This is a genomic window from Rhizobacter sp. P1_G5, assembly GCF_056405435.1.
Genome location: NZ_JBFUCB010000094.1, coordinates 1 through 14,236 on the forward strand (window position 1 = coordinate 1; position 14,236 = coordinate 14,236).

A 14,236-nucleotide genomic window follows, 5' to 3' on the forward strand; every position below is an offset into this window, starting at 1 on the left:
GCACCGAACTGCGTGCTCGAGCCGCTGAAGATCTTGCTGCGCGTGGACAGCTGGGCGTGCGTCTCGAGGCCGATGACGACCTCGTAGCCGCGGATCAGTTGGGGGGTGCTTGCCATGGTCAGGGGGAGGGGGCTTGGGCGTGCCAGTCGGTCGCCTGCTGGAAGGCATGGGCCGCGTGCAGCAGCGTGCCCTCCTGGAAATAGTTGCCGATCAGCTGCAGGCCGACCGGCATGCCGCCTTCGCCGGTGCCGGCCGGCAGGCTCATGCCCGGCAGGCCGGCCAGGCTCGCAGGCAGCGTGAAGATGTCGGCCAGGTAGTTGGCGACCGGGTCGTCGCTCTTGTCGCCGAGCTTCCAGGCCACCGTCGGCGCGACCGGTCCGGCGATCACGTCGCACTGCGTGAAACAGTGCTGGAAGTCGTCGGCGATCATGCGCCGCAGCTTCTGCGCCTGCAGGTAGTACGCATCGTAGTAGCCGTGGCTCAGCACGTAGGTGCCGATCATGATGCGGCGCTTGACCTCGGCGCCGAAGCCCTCGGCGCGGCTCTTCTTGTACATGTCGAGCAGGTCGGTGTACTTGGCGGCGCGGTGCCCGAAGCGCACGCCGTCGAAGCGGCTCAGGTTCGAGCTGGCCTCGGCCGGCGCGATGATGTAGTACACCGGGATCGACAACTCGGTGCGCGGCAGGCTCACGTCGACCAGCGTCGCGCCGAGCTTCTGCAGCTCGGCCAGCGCCGCGCGCACCGCGCCGTCGACGTCGGCGGCGAGCGCCGCCGGGAAGAACTCCTTCGGCAGGCCGATGCGCARGCCCTTCAGCGGCTGCGCGGCCGTGGCGCCGGGGCGGGCCGCCGTGAGCGCCGCGGCGTAGTCCTGCGGCGGGCGCTGCGCGCTGGTCGCGTCGCGCTCGTCGAAGCCGCTCATCGCCGACAGCATCAGCGCGCAATCCTCGGCGCTGCGGGCGAACGGGCCGGCCTGGTCCAGGCTGGACGCGAACGCGATCATCCCGTAGCGCGAGCACACGCCGTAGGTCGGCTTGATGCCGGTGATGCCGGTGAAGCTGGCCGGCTGCCGGATCGAGCCGCCGGTGTCGGTGCCGGTGGCCACCGGCACCAGCCGCGCCGCCACCGCGGCGGCCGAGCCGCCCGACGAGCCGCCCGGCACGCGCGAGGCATCCCACGGGTTCTTGACCGGGCCGAAGGCCGAGTTCTCGTTGCTCGAGCCCATCGCGAACTCGTCGCAGTTCAGCTTGCCGAGCGTCACGGTGCCGGCCGCGGCCAGCCGGGTCACGACGGTGGCGTCGAACGGGCTGCGGTAGCCGGCCAGCATCTTCGAGCCGGCGGTGGTGGCCAGCGCTTCGGTGACGAAGATGTCCTTGTGCGCGAGCGGCACGCCGAGCAGCGGGCCGCTCTCGCCGGCGGCGCGGCGCGCGTCGGCCTGCGCGGCCTGGCGCAGCGCCCCATCGGCGTCGACGCTCAGGAAGGCACCCAGGTGCTGATGCGCTGCAACGCGTGCAAGGAGATGTTTCGTCGCTTCGACGCTGGAGACCTGCCGCGCGGCGAGTGCGCGGGCCAGTTCGGCCGCGCCCAGTTGATGCAGGTCCTTCATCCTTCGATCACCTTCGGCACGAGGAACAGGCCGTCCTCGACGGCGGGCGCGCTGCGCTGGTTGGCTGCGCGGCCGTCGGTCTCGGTGACGACGTCGTCACGCAGGCGCAGCGCCACCTCCTGCACCGCCGACAGCGGCGTGTACAGCGGCTCGATGCCGCTGGTGTCGACCGCGCTCATCTGTTCGACGATCGAGAAGAAACCGTTCAGTTGCTGCAGCATCGCCGCCTCTTCGGCGGGCTTCAGTTCGAGGCGCGCGAGGTTCGCGATGCGGCTCACGTCTTTGGAGTCCAGGGCCATTGGAATTTGAGGGGTGATGAGGGTGCCGACGGGGCTGGAATTCAGGGGGCTTGGGGTATTATCCCCGGTTATCCACAAGCCTCTTTCGGCGTGCAAATTCAAGGGTTTGCAGGACTTTCGAGCGGCTCGCGGACCCCCTGCCTGGAATCCAGCCCGGAACCCCCATTCGCGATTGCGCCGATCCGCCCACCCGCCTGGTCGACGCCAACAAGAACCCCGCACATGTTTGCATCCCTGCGCCGCTACTTCTCCACCGACCTGGCCATCGACCTCGGCACCGCCAACACGCTGATCTACGTGCGCGGCAAGGGCATCGTGCTGGACGAGCCCTCGGTCGTCGCGATCCGCCACGAAGGCGGCCCCAACGGCAAGAAGACGATCCAGGCGGTCGGCGCCGAGGCCAAGGCGATGCTCGGCAAGGTGCCGGGCAACATCGAGGCCATCCGGCCGATGAAGGACGGCGTGATCGCCGACTTCACCGTCACCGAGCAGATGCTCAAGCAGTTCATCCGGATGGTCCACGACTCGAAGATGTTCAAGCCGAGTCCGCGCATCATCATCTGCGTGCCCTGCGGCTCCACGCAGGTCGAGCGGCGCGCGATCCGCGAATCGGCGCTCGGCGCCGGCGCGAGCGAGGTCTACCTGATCGAGGAACCGATGGCCGCGGCGATCGGCGCCGGGCTGCCGGTCAGCGAGGCGAGCGGCTCGATGGTGGTCGACATCGGCGGCGGCACCACCGAGGTCGGCGTGATCTCGCTGGGCGGCATGGTCTACAAAGGCAGCGTGCGCGTCGGCGGCGACAAGTTCGACGAAGCGATCATCAACTACATCCGACGCAACTACGGCATGCTGATCGGCGAGCCCACCGCCGAGTCCATCAAGAAGAACATCGGCTCGGCCTTCCCCGGCTCCGAGGTCAAGGAGATGGAAGTCAAGGGCCGCAACCTCTCCGAAGGCGTGCCGCGCAGCTTCACGATCAGCAGCAACGAGATCCTCGAGGCGYTGACCGACCCGCTCAACCAGATCGTCTCCAGCGTCAAGAACGCGCTCGAGCAGACGCCGCCCGAACTGGGCGCCGACATCGCCGAGCGCGGCATGATGCTGACCGGCGGCGGCGCGCTGCTGCGCGACCTCGACCGCCTGCTCGCCGAGGAAACCGGCCTGCCGGTGCTGGTCGCCGAAGACCCGCTGACCTGCGTCGTGCGCGGCTGCGGGATGGCGCTGGAGCGGATGGAGCGCCTCGGATCCATCTTCACCTCCGAGTGAACGTGAACCTTGTCACACGGCCGGCGCGTCGCTGACGCGGCCGGCCTTTTCACTTCAAAGCCCGCCCAAACGCCATGCCGCTCGGGACCCTCGACAGAACCCCACCCCCCTTCTTCCGACAGGGCCCCTCGGCGCTGACGCGGCTGATGTTCTTCTCGGCGCTCGCGCTGTTCCTGATGGTGGCCGACACCCGCTTCAAGCTGACCCAGCCGGTGCGCGCGGTGCTCGCGACGGCGCTGAACCCGGTCGAGCGGGCGCTGCGGGCGCCGGTCGACGCGGTGAGCGCCGCCGGCGACTACGCGATGGGCCTGCAGGATGCGCTGTCGGCCGAGGCCCGCGCGCGGCGCGAGCTGGCCCAGCAGGCGGCGCGCTCGGCCCGCGTCGAGCAGCTGGAGCAGGAGAACCTGCGGCTGCGCGCGCTGCTCGACCTGCGGCCGGGGCTGTCGGTGCGTTCGCAGACGGCCGAGGTGCTGTACGACGCGCCCGATCCGTACTCGCGCAAGGTCATCATCGACCGCGGCACGCAGCAGGGCATCGCGGTCGCGTCGCCCGTCATCAACGAGGCCGGCGTGCTCGGCCAGGTGACGCGGGCCTTCCCGTACAGCGCCGAGGTCACGCTGCTGACCGACAAGGACGCCGCGATCCCGGTACTGAACATGCGCACCCAGGTGCGCAGCGCCGCCTTCGGCAACTCGGCCGGCGCCGGGCTGGAGCTGCGCTTCATGGCCGGCAATGCCGACGTGCAGGTCGGCGACGTGCTCGCGACCTCGGGCGTCGACGGCGTCTATCCGTCAGGCATTCCGGTCGCGAAGGTGGTCAGCGTCGACCGGCGCGTCGACACCGGCTTTGCCCGCATCGCGCTCGCGCCGATCGCGCAGCCCGACGCGGTGCGCCATGTGCTGGTGCTGGAGCCGCTGGGCGTGCAGATGCAGCCCAAGCCCGAGCCGGCGCCCGACGCCAGCACCAAGCCCGGCACGGGCAGCCGCAGGGGGACCCGCCGATGATGCCGCGCGGCTCCGACCAGCTGCTGCTGCCGGCGAACCCGTGGTTCATCTGGGGTTCGCTGCTGCTCGCCTTCCTGTTCAACCTGGTGCCGTTCGGCCGCCTGCCGGCGATTCCCGACCTGCTGGCGCTGGCGCTCGCGTTCTGGAACGTGCACCAGCCGCGGCGCATCGGCGTCGGCATCGCGTTCATGTTCGGGCTGCTGATGGACGTGCACGACAGCGCGGTGCTCGGCCAGCACGCGCTCGCCTACACGCTGCTCAGCTTCTTCGCGATCACGATCCACCGGCGGCTGCTGTGGTTCGGGCTGCCGCAGCAGGCGCTGCAGATCCTGCCGCTGTTCGTCGCCGCGCACGCGGTGTCGCTGGTCGTGCGGATGCTGGTGGGCGGCATGCTGCCGGGCTGGGAACTGTTGCTCGCGCCGGTGTTCGAAAGCCTGCTGTGGCCAGTGGCGTCGTGGGTGCTGCTCGCGCCGCAGCGTCGGCCGCCGGATCCTGATCAAAACAGACCGCTATGAAGTCCGCCACACCGTCAACACCGCGCGGGCCGAGCGCCGGGCCGCCCCAAGCCGGCCCGCAGTCCCCTCGGGGGGCCGGCGGCCGTACTCGGCCGGCGTGGGGCTCCATCCTCTGACATGACAGAGTTGAAGAACGTCGAGCAGGAACTGGGGCGGTTTCGCACCCGGCTGGTCGCGGCCGCACTGTTCGTGCTGTTCGCGTTCGGGCTGCTGGTGTTCCGCCTCGTCGTGCTGCAGGTGATGCGCCACGACGAACTGGCGACGCAGGCCGAGAACAACCGCATCGCCGTCGTGCCGATCGTGCCGAACCGCGGGCTGATCSTSGACCGCAAYGGCGTCGTGCTGGCCAMCAACTACTCGGCCTACACGCTGGAGATCACCCCGACCAAGGTCGAGGATCTCGACGCCGTCATCGACCAGCTGTCGCAGGTGGTCGAAGTCCAGCCACGCGACCGCAAGCGCTTCAAGCGGCTGATGGAGGAAACCAAGAGCAGCTTCGAGTCGCTGCCGATCCGCACCAAGCTGACCGATGAGGAAGTGGCCCGCTTCACCGCGCAGCGCTTCCGCTTCCCCGGCGTCGACATCAAGGCCCGGCTGTTCCGCAACTACCCGCTCGGCGAGGTCGGCAGCCACCTGATCGGCTACATCGGCCGCATCAACCAGTCCGAGAAGGAGAAGATCGAGGAGTCGGAAGACGAATCGAACTACCGCGGCACCGAGTACATCGGCAAGCTCGGCATCGAGCAGGCCTACGAGGCGCAGTTGCACGGCGCAACCGGCTTCGAGGAGGTCGAGACCAGCGCCGGCGGGCGCGCGGTGCGCCAGCTCAAGAGCAACCCGGCGACCCCCGGCAACACGCTGGTGCTGTCGGTCGACATCCGGCTGCAGGCGCTGGTCGAGCAGCTGTTCGGCGACCGCCGCGGCGCGCTGGTGGCGATCGACCCGCGCAACGGCGAGGTGCTGGCCTTCGTCAGCAAGCCCAATTTCGACCCCAACCTGTTCGTCGACGGCATCGACGCCGAGAACTGGAAGGCGCTCAACGAGTCGGAGGACAAGCCGCTCTTGAACCGCGCGCTGCGCGGCGCCTACCCGCCCGGCTCCACCTACAAGCCGCTGATGGCGCTGGCCGCGCTGACGCTGGGCAAGCGCACGCCGCAGCAGTCGATCAGCGACCCGGGCTTCTTCTGGTTCGGCAACCACAAGTTCCGCGACGACAAGGAAGGCGGCCACGGCGTCGTCGACATGTACCGCTCGATCGTGCAGTCGTGCGACACCTACTACTACATCCTCGCCAACGACATGGGCGTCGATGCGATCCACGACTTCATGGCGCCGCTCGGGCTCGGCCAGATGACCGGCATCGACATGCAGGGCGAGTTGCGCGGCACGCTGCCGTCCACCGAGTGGAAGCGCACCAACTACAAGCGCAAGGAAATGCAGAAGTGGTACCCCGGCGARACCATCTCRCTGGGCATCGGSCAGGGCTACAACACCTTCACGATGCTGCAGCTCGCGCAGGCCGAGGCGACGCTCGCGGCCGGCGGCAAGCGCTTCAAGCCGCACCTGGTGCGCGCGATCGAGAACGTCGAGACGCGCAGCCAGCAGACGCTGTCGGGCGACCGGCTGGAGCCGCTCGCCTGGAGCCCCGACCATGTCGCGGTAATCCACCAGGCGCTGTACGGCGTCACGCAGGAGGGCACGGCGGCACGCGCGTTCCAGGGCGCTCAGTACCGCTCCGGCGGCAAGACGGGCACGGCGCAGGTCATCCAGATCAAGCAGAACGAGAAGTACGACGCCAGCAAGCTCGACGAGCGGCACCGCGACCATGCGCTGTACACCGCGTTCGCCCCGCTCGAGGAACCGCACATCGCGATCGCGCTGGTGGTCGAGAACGCCGGCTTCGGCGCCGGCGCCGCGGCGCCGATCGCGCGCCGGGTGTTCGACTTCGCGCTCGAAGGCCAGTACCCGAGCGAGGAGGACATCCTCGCGACGCGCGGCGGCCAGACCTACGCGCCGATCGGCAAGCCGCGGCCGGCCACGAGCGTGCCGCTGCAGGGCGTGTCGATCAACAACATCGCGGCGGCCGCCACCGGCGTGCCGCCGGCGCTGGTGGTGCCGGTGGCCGCGTCGGCACCCTCGCTGCTGATCGCGGCGCCTGCGTCCGCCGTGGCGGCCGCAGCTTCCGCCCCTGCCTCATCCGCCCGGGCGACGCGCCGCGCACCATGAGCATCGTCTTCGAGAAACCGTCGTACTGGCAGCGGCTGAAGCCCGTCTTCACCGGCTTCGACGCGCCGCTCGTGATCGGCGTGCTGCTGCTCGGCGCGGCCGGGCTGGTCACGATGTATTCGGCCGGCTTCGACAACGGCTCGCGCTTCGCCGACCACGGCCGCAACATGATCCTCGCGCTGATCATCCTGTTCGTCGTCGCGCAGGTGCCACCGCAGCGGCTGATGCAGCTGGCGGTGCCGCTCTACACGGTGGGCGTGATGCTGCTGATCGCCACCGCGGTGATCGGCGTCACGAAGAAGGGGGCGACGCGCTGGCTGAACGTCGGCATCGTGATCCAGCCGAGCGAGATCATGAAGATCGCGATGCCGCTGATGCTCGCCTGGTGGTTCCAGCGCCGCGAGGGCCAGCTGCGCGTGCTCGACTTCGTCGTCGCGCTCGGGCTGCTGGCGGCGCCGGTCGGCATGATCGTCAAGCAGCCCGACCTGGGCACCGCGATCCTGGTACTGTCGGCCGGGCTGTACGTGATCTTCTTCGCCGGGCTGTCGTGGAAGCTGATCATCCCGGTGCTGGTGATCGGCGGCGCGGCGATCACCGCGGTGGTGGTGTCGGAAGACCGCATCTGCCAGCCCGAGGTGGTGTGGCCGATGATGCACGACTACCAGAAGAACCGCGTCTGCACGCTGCTCGACCCGACCACCGACCCGCTCGGCAAGGGCTTCCACATCATCCAGGGGATGATCGCGATCGGCTCCGGCGGCRTCGMAGGCAAGGGCTTCATGAAGGGCACGCAGACGCACCTCGAGTTCATCCCGGAGCGCACCACCGACTTCATCTTCGCSGCSTTCTCCGAGGAGTTCGGGCTGGTCGGCTGCGTGTCGCTGATCCTCGGCTTCCTGTTCCTGATCTTCCGCGGGCTGATCATCGCGGCCGATGCGCCGACGGTGTTCACGCGGCTGCTGGCCGGCGCGATCACGCTGAGCTGGTTCACCTACGCGTTCGTCAACATGGGCATGGTCAGCGGCATCCTGCCGGTGGTGGGCGTGCCGCTGCCGTTCATCAGCTACGGCGGCACCGCGATGCTGACGCTCGGGCTCGGGCTGGGCATCCTGATGTCGATCTCGAAGAGCCGGCGGATGATGCAGCGCTGAGACGGCGTTGGAGGCGTCTGCAGGCGCTAAGCTGTGCGCCTCGCCGACACCCCCACGGACGACTTCCATGAGCCTGCAACACCCCGCAGACGCAGTCGGAGCTTCTTCTTCAGCCACTTCCCGCGTCGGCATCGTCGGCGTCGGCAACATGGGCGGCGCGATGGCGGCCCGGCTGCTGTCGCTCGGCTGGCCGGTCGCGGTGCACGACATCGACGACCGCTGCGAGGCGCTGGCGGTGGGCTTCGGCGCGATGGCCTGCGCGACGCCGTCCGGCGTGGCGGCCTCGTGCGAAGTCCTGATCGTCGCCGTCGTCGATGCGGTGCAGACCGAGGCGGTGCTGTTCGGCGCCCACGGCGCGGCGCGCGGCCTGGCCCGCGGCAGCACCGTGCTGCTGTGCCCCACCATCTCGCCGGCCGATGTCGAGCGCTTCGCCGCCGGGCTGCACCGGCAGGGCATCGCCTGCATCGACGCGCCGATGTCCGGCGGCCCCGACCGCGCCCGCGACGGCAGCATGAGCCTGATGCTGGCCGGGCCCGGCGACGCGATCGAACGGCTCGGCGGGCTGCTCGGCGCACTGTCGTCGCGCGTGTTCCGCATCAGCGAGCGGCCGGGCGACGGCGCGCGCACCAAGCTCGTCAACAACCTGCTGGCCGGCATCAACCTGGCCGGCGCGGCCGAGGCGATGGCGCTGGCCGAGCGCATGGGGCTGGACGTGGGGCGCACGCTCGACGTGGTCGAGCAGTCGAGCGGCCAGAGCTGGATCGGCAGCGACCGGCTGCACCGCGCGCTGCGCGGCGACTACCTGCCGCGGGCGCACACCCGATTGCTGAACAAGGACACGCACCTCGCACTCGGCGTGGCGCGCCAGGCCGGCGCGGCCACCGCGCTCGGCGAGGCGGCGGCCGCGCTGTTCGCGCGGGCCTGCGAGCGCGGCTTCGCCGGGCTGGACGACGCCAGCGTGTTCGAACTGCTGCGGCAAGCCCGTTGACCAACCGACGCCAGCCTTCGCCTGATGCGCCCGAGGCGCACCTGCGGCGCATGAACCGCGTGCTCGACCACATCGATGCGCACCTGGCCGACGACCTGCGGCTGGAGACGCTCGCCGACGTGGCGGCGTTCTCGCCGTTCCACTTCCACCGCGTGTTCCGCGCCTGGACCGGCGAGACGCTGCTCGACTTCGTGCGCCGGCGCCGGCTCGAGGCCGCCGGCGGGCGCCTGCGGCATGCGCCGCGCGACAGCATCACGGCCATCGCGTTCGCGGTCGGCTTCGAATCGGGCGAGGCCTTCTCGCGCGCGTTCAAGCGGCATTTCGGCATGACGCCGACCGCCTGGCGGCGCGGCGGGCAGCTGCTGTGGGAGCGGCGCCAGCGCATGGTGCGCACACGGCCCGAGCCGCCCGCCTCCCACTACCCGGTGGTGCTGAAACAGCTGCCCGAGCGCGAGGTGCTGTACTGGCGCGTGCAGGGCCGCTACGACACGATGGTGTCGCAGGCCTGGACCGCGTTCGCGCCGCGCATCGTGGCGCTGGGCCTGGCCGGGCAGCTGCGGTTGGGCATGGGGCTGGACGACCCGGACATCGCGCCGGTGTCGCGCTGCCGCTTCGATGCCTGCGTGGTGCTGCCGCCGAACTGGCACGAGCCGATCAGCGGGCCGGTGTCGCGCAAGCGGGTGGCCGGCGGGCTGCATGCGTGCCTGGGCTACGACGGCCCCGGCCCGCTGATGCAGCATGCCTGGCGGCAGTTGCTCAACGACTGGCTGCCGACTTCGGGGCTGCTGGTCGGCGACACGCCGTTCTTCGAGGTCTATCCGGTGGAACAGCTTCTGCCCGCCCAGGGGCCCGTCATCTGCGAGCTGTGCATGCCGGTAGCACGTTGACCCCTCGGCCGACGGGTACGTCGGCCGATCCCCCGAGGGGATGCGGGCCGGCTTGGGGCGGCCCGGCGCTCGGCCCGGTTCTTCAGGCAGTCGCCAAAGCGTGGCGCTGCCGCACCACGCGCCGGTGCGTCGCGCGTGCCGACGGCACCCAGCCGTGCCGGTACCAGCGCGCCGCCATCGTCAGGCCGCGCAGCCACTCGTCGGCCGCGTACGCGATCCACACGCCGACCAGCCCGAGCCCGAAGTACACGCCCAGCAGCCAGGCGCCGCCGGCCATCACGAACACCATCGACGCGGCGCCGGCCATCACCGGGAACTTCGCGTCGCCGGTCGCGCGCAGCGCGTTGATCACGACCAGGTTGAAGGTGCGCCCCGGCTCCAGCAGCACCGTGATCCACAGCAGCGTCGTCGCCGCCTGGATGATGTGCGGGTCGTGGGTGAAGAGCTGCATCGTCCAGCGCGCCGTCAGCGCGCCGACCAGCGCGAGGCTGGTCGACACCACCAGCCCCCAGCGCAGGCTCTTGCGCACCAGCCGGTGCGCGGCATGCAGCTGGCCGGCACCGATCAGGTGGCCGACCAGGATCTCGCTGGCGAAGCCGATCGCGAGGCCGAACACCAGGATGAAGTACATGATCTGCATCGTGTAGCTGTGCGTCGCGAGCTCGGCCGCGCCCATGCGCGCCACCAGCGCGATCGTCACCAGCAGCGCGAGCCGGTAGGCGACGTTCTCGGCCGCGCCCGGCAGGCCGATGTGCAGCACCGGACCGAGCCGGCGCCAGCGCATCACCCACCAGTCGCGCGCGGTCGGCACCAAGTCGAGCCGGCGCTGCCACAGCCACAGGTGGAACGCGATGCCGAACGCGCGGCTCAGCGCCATCGCGAGCGCGAAGCCCGGCAGCCCGAGCCCCGGCACCGGCCCGAAGCCGGTCATCAGCGGCGTGCAGATCAGCAGGTGCAGGCTGTGCATCGCGAGCATGTTCATCAGCGTGTCGCGCGCATGCAGGTGCGCCCGCATCACCGACGACATGCTGGCATTGAACGCATCCAGCACCAGCGCGACGGCCAGCACGCGCAGGTAGGGGCCGGCGATCGGCAGCACGTCGGCCGGCGCGTTCAGCAGGTCGAGCAGCGGGTTCGCGCAGGTCGCCACCACCAGCCCGGCGCCCAGGCCCAGCCAGGTGCTCGCGCCGAGCGAGGCGCGCGCGGTCTCGTCGGCACCGAGCCGGTTGCCCGCGCCCAGGTTCTGCGTGATCACCACGCTGACGCCCATGCTGATGATGCGGAACAGCAGGAAGAACGAGGCCTGCACGTTGTTCGCGAGCGCGAAGGCGCCGGACGCGGTGTCCGATTGGCGCGACGCCAGCCACAGCCCCGTCAGGCCGACCAGCAGCCCGAGCACCAGCTCGGCCAGCAGCGGCCAGGTGAGCGCGACCAGGCTCGGGCGGGGCAGGGGAGCAGCGTGCGTGGAGGCGGACATGGAGCGATCGGCGCGAAACCGCAATGATCGCCGCAATCGGTTGCGGCGACTGTCCGATCTTGCTCTCAGGCTCGCTTGTGCTTCTTCGGCCCGTGCAGGAACTCGCGGTCGACGTCGAGCGTCGACTTGATGCCGATGTCGGCGCGGTGCTTCTTCAGCCAGTTCGTCGCCGCCGCGCGCCCGAGCGCGAACAGGTCCTCGAGGAATGCGCGGTCGGTGTTGAACTTGCTGTTCGCGCCATAGGGCCCGAGCCCGTCGTCGTCGGCCACCATGTGCAGCCGCAGGTCCTTGTAGCGCCCCGGGTCCAGCTTGCCCTCGCGCACCAGCCGCGAGACGAACGAGATCGCGCGCATCTCCGACATCAGGCTCGCGTTGAACGTGATCTCGCTGAGCCGGTCCATGATCTCCTCGCTGCGCGTCGGCGTGCCTTCGCGCACCAGCGGGTTGATGCGCACCAGCAGGATGTCGAGCGCCGCCGTCTGGTAGATCAGCGGGTAGATCGCCGGGTTGCCGGTGTAGCCGCCGTCCCAGTAGGGCTCGCCGTCGATCTGCACCGCCTGGAACAGGAACGGCAGGCAGGCCGATGCGAGCAGCACGTCGACCGTGATGTCGCGGCCTGTGAACACCCGCGCCTGGCCGGTCGTCACGCTGGTGGCGGTGATGAACAGCCGCAGCCCGCTCGCGTGCACCGCGTCCTCGTCGACATGGCGGCGCAGCACGTCGCGCAGCGGGTTCAGGTTGAGCGGGTTGAATTCATACGGGCTGAACGAGCGGAAGAACGAGCTCATCCACTGGTAGCCGGGCAGCTTGTCGAGCTTGAAGTTGTCGTTCAGCGTGTGCGCCTGGCCGGCCGAGAACGGCGAGAAGATCGAGCCGGAGCGGCTCACGTCGCGCCAGAACTCGGTGAGCGCCTCGCGCGCGCCCTCGCGGCCGCCCTTGCGGAAGCCGCTCGCCATCACCGCGGCATTCAGCGCGCCGGCGCTGGTGCCCGAGACGCCGCTGAAGTGCAGCCCGTCGTCCTCGAGCAGCCGGTCGAGCACGCCCCAGGTGAACGCGCCGTGCGAGCCGCCGCCCTGCAGCGCCAGGTCGAGGCCGAGCGAAGCGGGAGCGTGTGTTTCATGGACTGCCATCGGGAGGTACCTCGGGTTAACCCGGGGCAGTCTAAGTCGGATGGGATGGGCCCGTGTTTCCGCCGGTGTTTCCGTCGGTCACCGTGCCGGTGCCCACCGGGAACTGCACCGGAAACCGCACCGTGAAGCGCGCCCCCGGCCCGAACGCCACGCCGCCCTGGTCGCTCAAGCCCGGGCGGTGCCGCAGGTTGGCGTCTTCCAGCGTGATCTCGGCATCGTGCTGCTGCGCGATCTCGCGCACGATCGCGAGGCCCAGGCCGGAGCCGTCGACATTGGTGCCGAGCGAGCGGTAGAACGGCTGGAACACCTTGTCGCGCTCGGCCGCCGGGATGCCGGGGCCGGAATCCTCCACCTGCACCACCACCACCTGGCCGAACGGGTCGTCGACCACCCGCACCGTGACCGTGCCGCCTTCGGGCGTGTACTGCAGCGCGTTGTCGACCAGGTTGCGGATCAGTTCGCGCAGCAGCACCGGCTGGCCGGAGATCGACAGGCCGGCCGGCCCCTTGGCCGCCCCGCTGTCCGCGCCCTCGTAGCCCAGGTCGATGCGCTTCTCCAGCGCACGCGGCACGAAATCGCGCACCGTCTCGGCCGCGAGCCGCGCCAGGTTGACCGGCTGGCGCTGCAGCGCCTGCGAGGCGTCCTCGGCACGCGCCATCGCCAGCAGTTGGTTGACCATGCGCGCCGCGCGCTGGCTGGCGCGGGCGATCTGCTGCAGCGATTTCTTCAGCGCCTGCGGATCGCGCTCGCCGGCGTCGATCTCGCGCTGCGCCAGCTCGGCCTGCGTGCGCAGCCCGGCTAGCGGCGTCTTCAGCTGGTGCGCCGCGTCGGCCAGGAAATGCTTCTGCGTGCCGATGCTGCGGTCGAGCCGGGTCAGCAGGTCGTTGATGGCGCGCACCAGCGGCGACACCTCCTCGGGCGCATCGCGCTCGTCGATCGGGCTCAGGTCGTGGCTCTCGCGGCGGCGGATGCGCTGCTGCAGCTCGTTCAGCGGTGCGATGCCGCGCGCGAGCGCCAGCCACACCAGCAGCACCGCGAGCGGCAGGATCACGAACTGCGGCAGCATCACGCCCTTGATGATCTCGGTGGCCAGGCGCGAGCGCTTGCCCAGCGTCTCGGCCACCTGCACGACCGGCGGCTCGACGCCGCCCGCCGTGCCGCCCGGCAGGCCGATGCGCACATAGGCGATGCGCACCGGCTCGCGGTTGATCTCGTCGTCGCGGAAGCGCACCACGCCGGCGGCGGCACGCTCCTCGTCGTTGGGCATCGGCAGTGCTCGATCGCCGCTCAGGTACTGGCCGTCGAGGCCGAGCACCTGGTAATACAGCGTGTCGGTCTCGTCGGTGTGCAGCAGCTCGGCAGCGCTCGCCGGCAGCGCGAAGCTGGCCGACGGCAGCGTGCCGCCGCCGGCATCCTGCACCGTGACCTGCTGCGACAGCACGCGGGCCATCTCGCCGAGCTGGCGGTCGAACGGCTTGTTGGCGATGCCCTGCGCGACCAGCCAGGTCAGCACGACGCTCATCGGCCACAGCAGCAGCAGCGGCGCGAGCATCCAGTCGAGGATCTCGCCGAACAGGGACCGTTGCTCTTTCAAGCCGCGATCTTCTCCAGGCAGTAGCCGAGGCCGCGCACGGTGGCGATGCGCACCGGGCCCTGCTCGATCTTCTTGCGCAGCCGGTGGATGTAGACC

Annotated in this window: 13 protein-coding genes; 7 read left to right on the forward strand and 6 right to left on the reverse strand. The window is 70.3% G+C overall.

Going from position 1 to position 14,236, the window contains the following annotated elements; genetic code table 11:
- Positions 1-118: 118 nt before the first annotated feature.
- Together gatA and gatC are read right to left on the reverse strand one after the other, a co-directional pair.
- Positions 119-1,603: an Asp-tRNA(Asn)/Glu-tRNA(Gln) amidotransferase subunit GatA gene (gene gatA / locus AC1D12_RS09535; protein ID WP_477824575.1), complete on the reverse strand. Its 1,485-nt coding sequence runs from the start codon at positions 1,601-1,603 to the stop codon at positions 119-121.
- A complete protein-coding gene (gene gatC / locus AC1D12_RS09540; protein ID WP_477824574.1) occupies positions 1,600-1,902 on the reverse strand; it encodes an Asp-tRNA(Asn)/Glu-tRNA(Gln) amidotransferase subunit GatC in 303 nt (100 codons plus the stop codon). The genes gatA and gatC overlap by 4 nt, the downstream gene beginning before the upstream one ends.
- A 222-nt stretch (positions 1,903-2,124) precedes the next feature.
- Here gatC and AC1D12_RS09545 point away from each other — a divergent pair, with 222 nt between their 5' ends.
- The 7 genes from AC1D12_RS09545 to AC1D12_RS09575 all read left to right on the forward strand — a co-directional run bounded on the left by AC1D12_RS09545 (position 2,125) and on the right by AC1D12_RS09575 (position 9,939).
- The gene (locus tag AC1D12_RS09545) at positions 2,125-3,168 is read left to right on the forward strand and encodes a rod shape-determining protein (protein ID WP_047508465.1); all 1,044 of its coding nucleotides are present in this window, start codon (positions 2,125-2,127) and stop codon (positions 3,166-3,168) included.
- A 74-nt stretch (positions 3,169-3,242) separates the two neighbouring features.
- Positions 3,243-4,172 carry a rod shape-determining protein MreC gene (mreC, locus tag AC1D12_RS09550; RefSeq protein WP_047508467.1) on the forward strand — a complete coding sequence of 310 codons (930 nt, stop codon included), beginning with the start codon at positions 3,243-3,245 and terminating at the stop codon, positions 4,170-4,172.
- Entirely contained in the window at positions 4,169-4,687 is a 519-nt protein-coding gene (gene mreD, locus AC1D12_RS09555; RefSeq protein ID WP_047508468.1) for a rod shape-determining protein MreD, read from the forward strand. Before mreC ends, mreD begins: the two co-directional genes overlap by 4 nt.
- 117 nt (positions 4,688-4,804) lie before the next feature.
- Positions 4,805-6,913: a penicillin-binding protein 2 gene (mrdA, locus tag AC1D12_RS09560; RefSeq protein WP_477840116.1), complete on the forward strand. Its 2,109-nt coding sequence runs from the start codon at positions 4,805-4,807 to the stop codon at positions 6,911-6,913.
- Positions 6,910-8,064, forward strand: a complete 1,155-nt coding sequence (gene rodA, locus AC1D12_RS09565) for a rod shape-determining protein RodA (protein ID WP_477840118.1) — start codon at positions 6,910-6,912, stop codon at positions 8,062-8,064. The genes mrdA and rodA overlap by 4 nt, the downstream gene beginning before the upstream one ends.
- Positions 8,065-8,131: 67 nt before the next feature.
- Positions 8,132-9,052 carry an NAD(P)-dependent oxidoreductase gene (locus tag AC1D12_RS09570; protein WP_477824573.1) on the forward strand — a complete coding sequence of 307 codons (921 nt, stop codon included), beginning with the start codon at positions 8,132-8,134 and terminating at the stop codon, positions 9,050-9,052.
- Positions 9,049-9,939 carry an AraC family transcriptional regulator gene (locus AC1D12_RS09575; RefSeq protein ID WP_477824572.1) on the forward strand — a complete coding sequence of 297 codons (891 nt, stop codon included), beginning with the start codon at positions 9,049-9,051 and terminating at the stop codon, positions 9,937-9,939. Before AC1D12_RS09570 ends, AC1D12_RS09575 begins: the two co-directional genes overlap by 4 nt.
- 82 nt (positions 9,940-10,021) lie before the next feature.
- Here AC1D12_RS09575 and AC1D12_RS09580 read toward each other — a convergent pair whose 3' ends face one another.
- The 4 genes from AC1D12_RS09580 to AC1D12_RS09595 all read right to left on the reverse strand — a co-directional run.
- Positions 10,022-11,416, reverse strand: coding sequence for an MATE family efflux transporter (locus AC1D12_RS09580; protein WP_465110237.1), 1,395 nt, complete (start codon positions 11,414-11,416; stop codon positions 10,022-10,024).
- A gap of 65 nt (positions 11,417-11,481) precedes the next feature.
- Positions 11,482-12,546, reverse strand: coding sequence for a patatin-like phospholipase family protein (locus tag AC1D12_RS09585; RefSeq protein WP_477824570.1), 1,065 nt, complete (start codon positions 12,544-12,546; stop codon positions 11,482-11,484).
- Positions 12,547-12,577: 31 nt separating this feature from the next.
- Positions 12,578-14,098: a sensor histidine kinase gene (locus AC1D12_RS09590; RefSeq protein WP_477840120.1), complete on the reverse strand. Its 1,521-nt coding sequence runs from the start codon at positions 14,096-14,098 to the stop codon at positions 12,578-12,580.
- A 38-nt stretch (positions 14,099-14,136) separates the two neighbouring features.
- Positions 14,137-14,236 (reverse strand): winged helix-turn-helix domain-containing protein (locus AC1D12_RS09595; protein ID WP_477840122.1); only part of this gene is annotated, 100 nt, incomplete at its 5' end.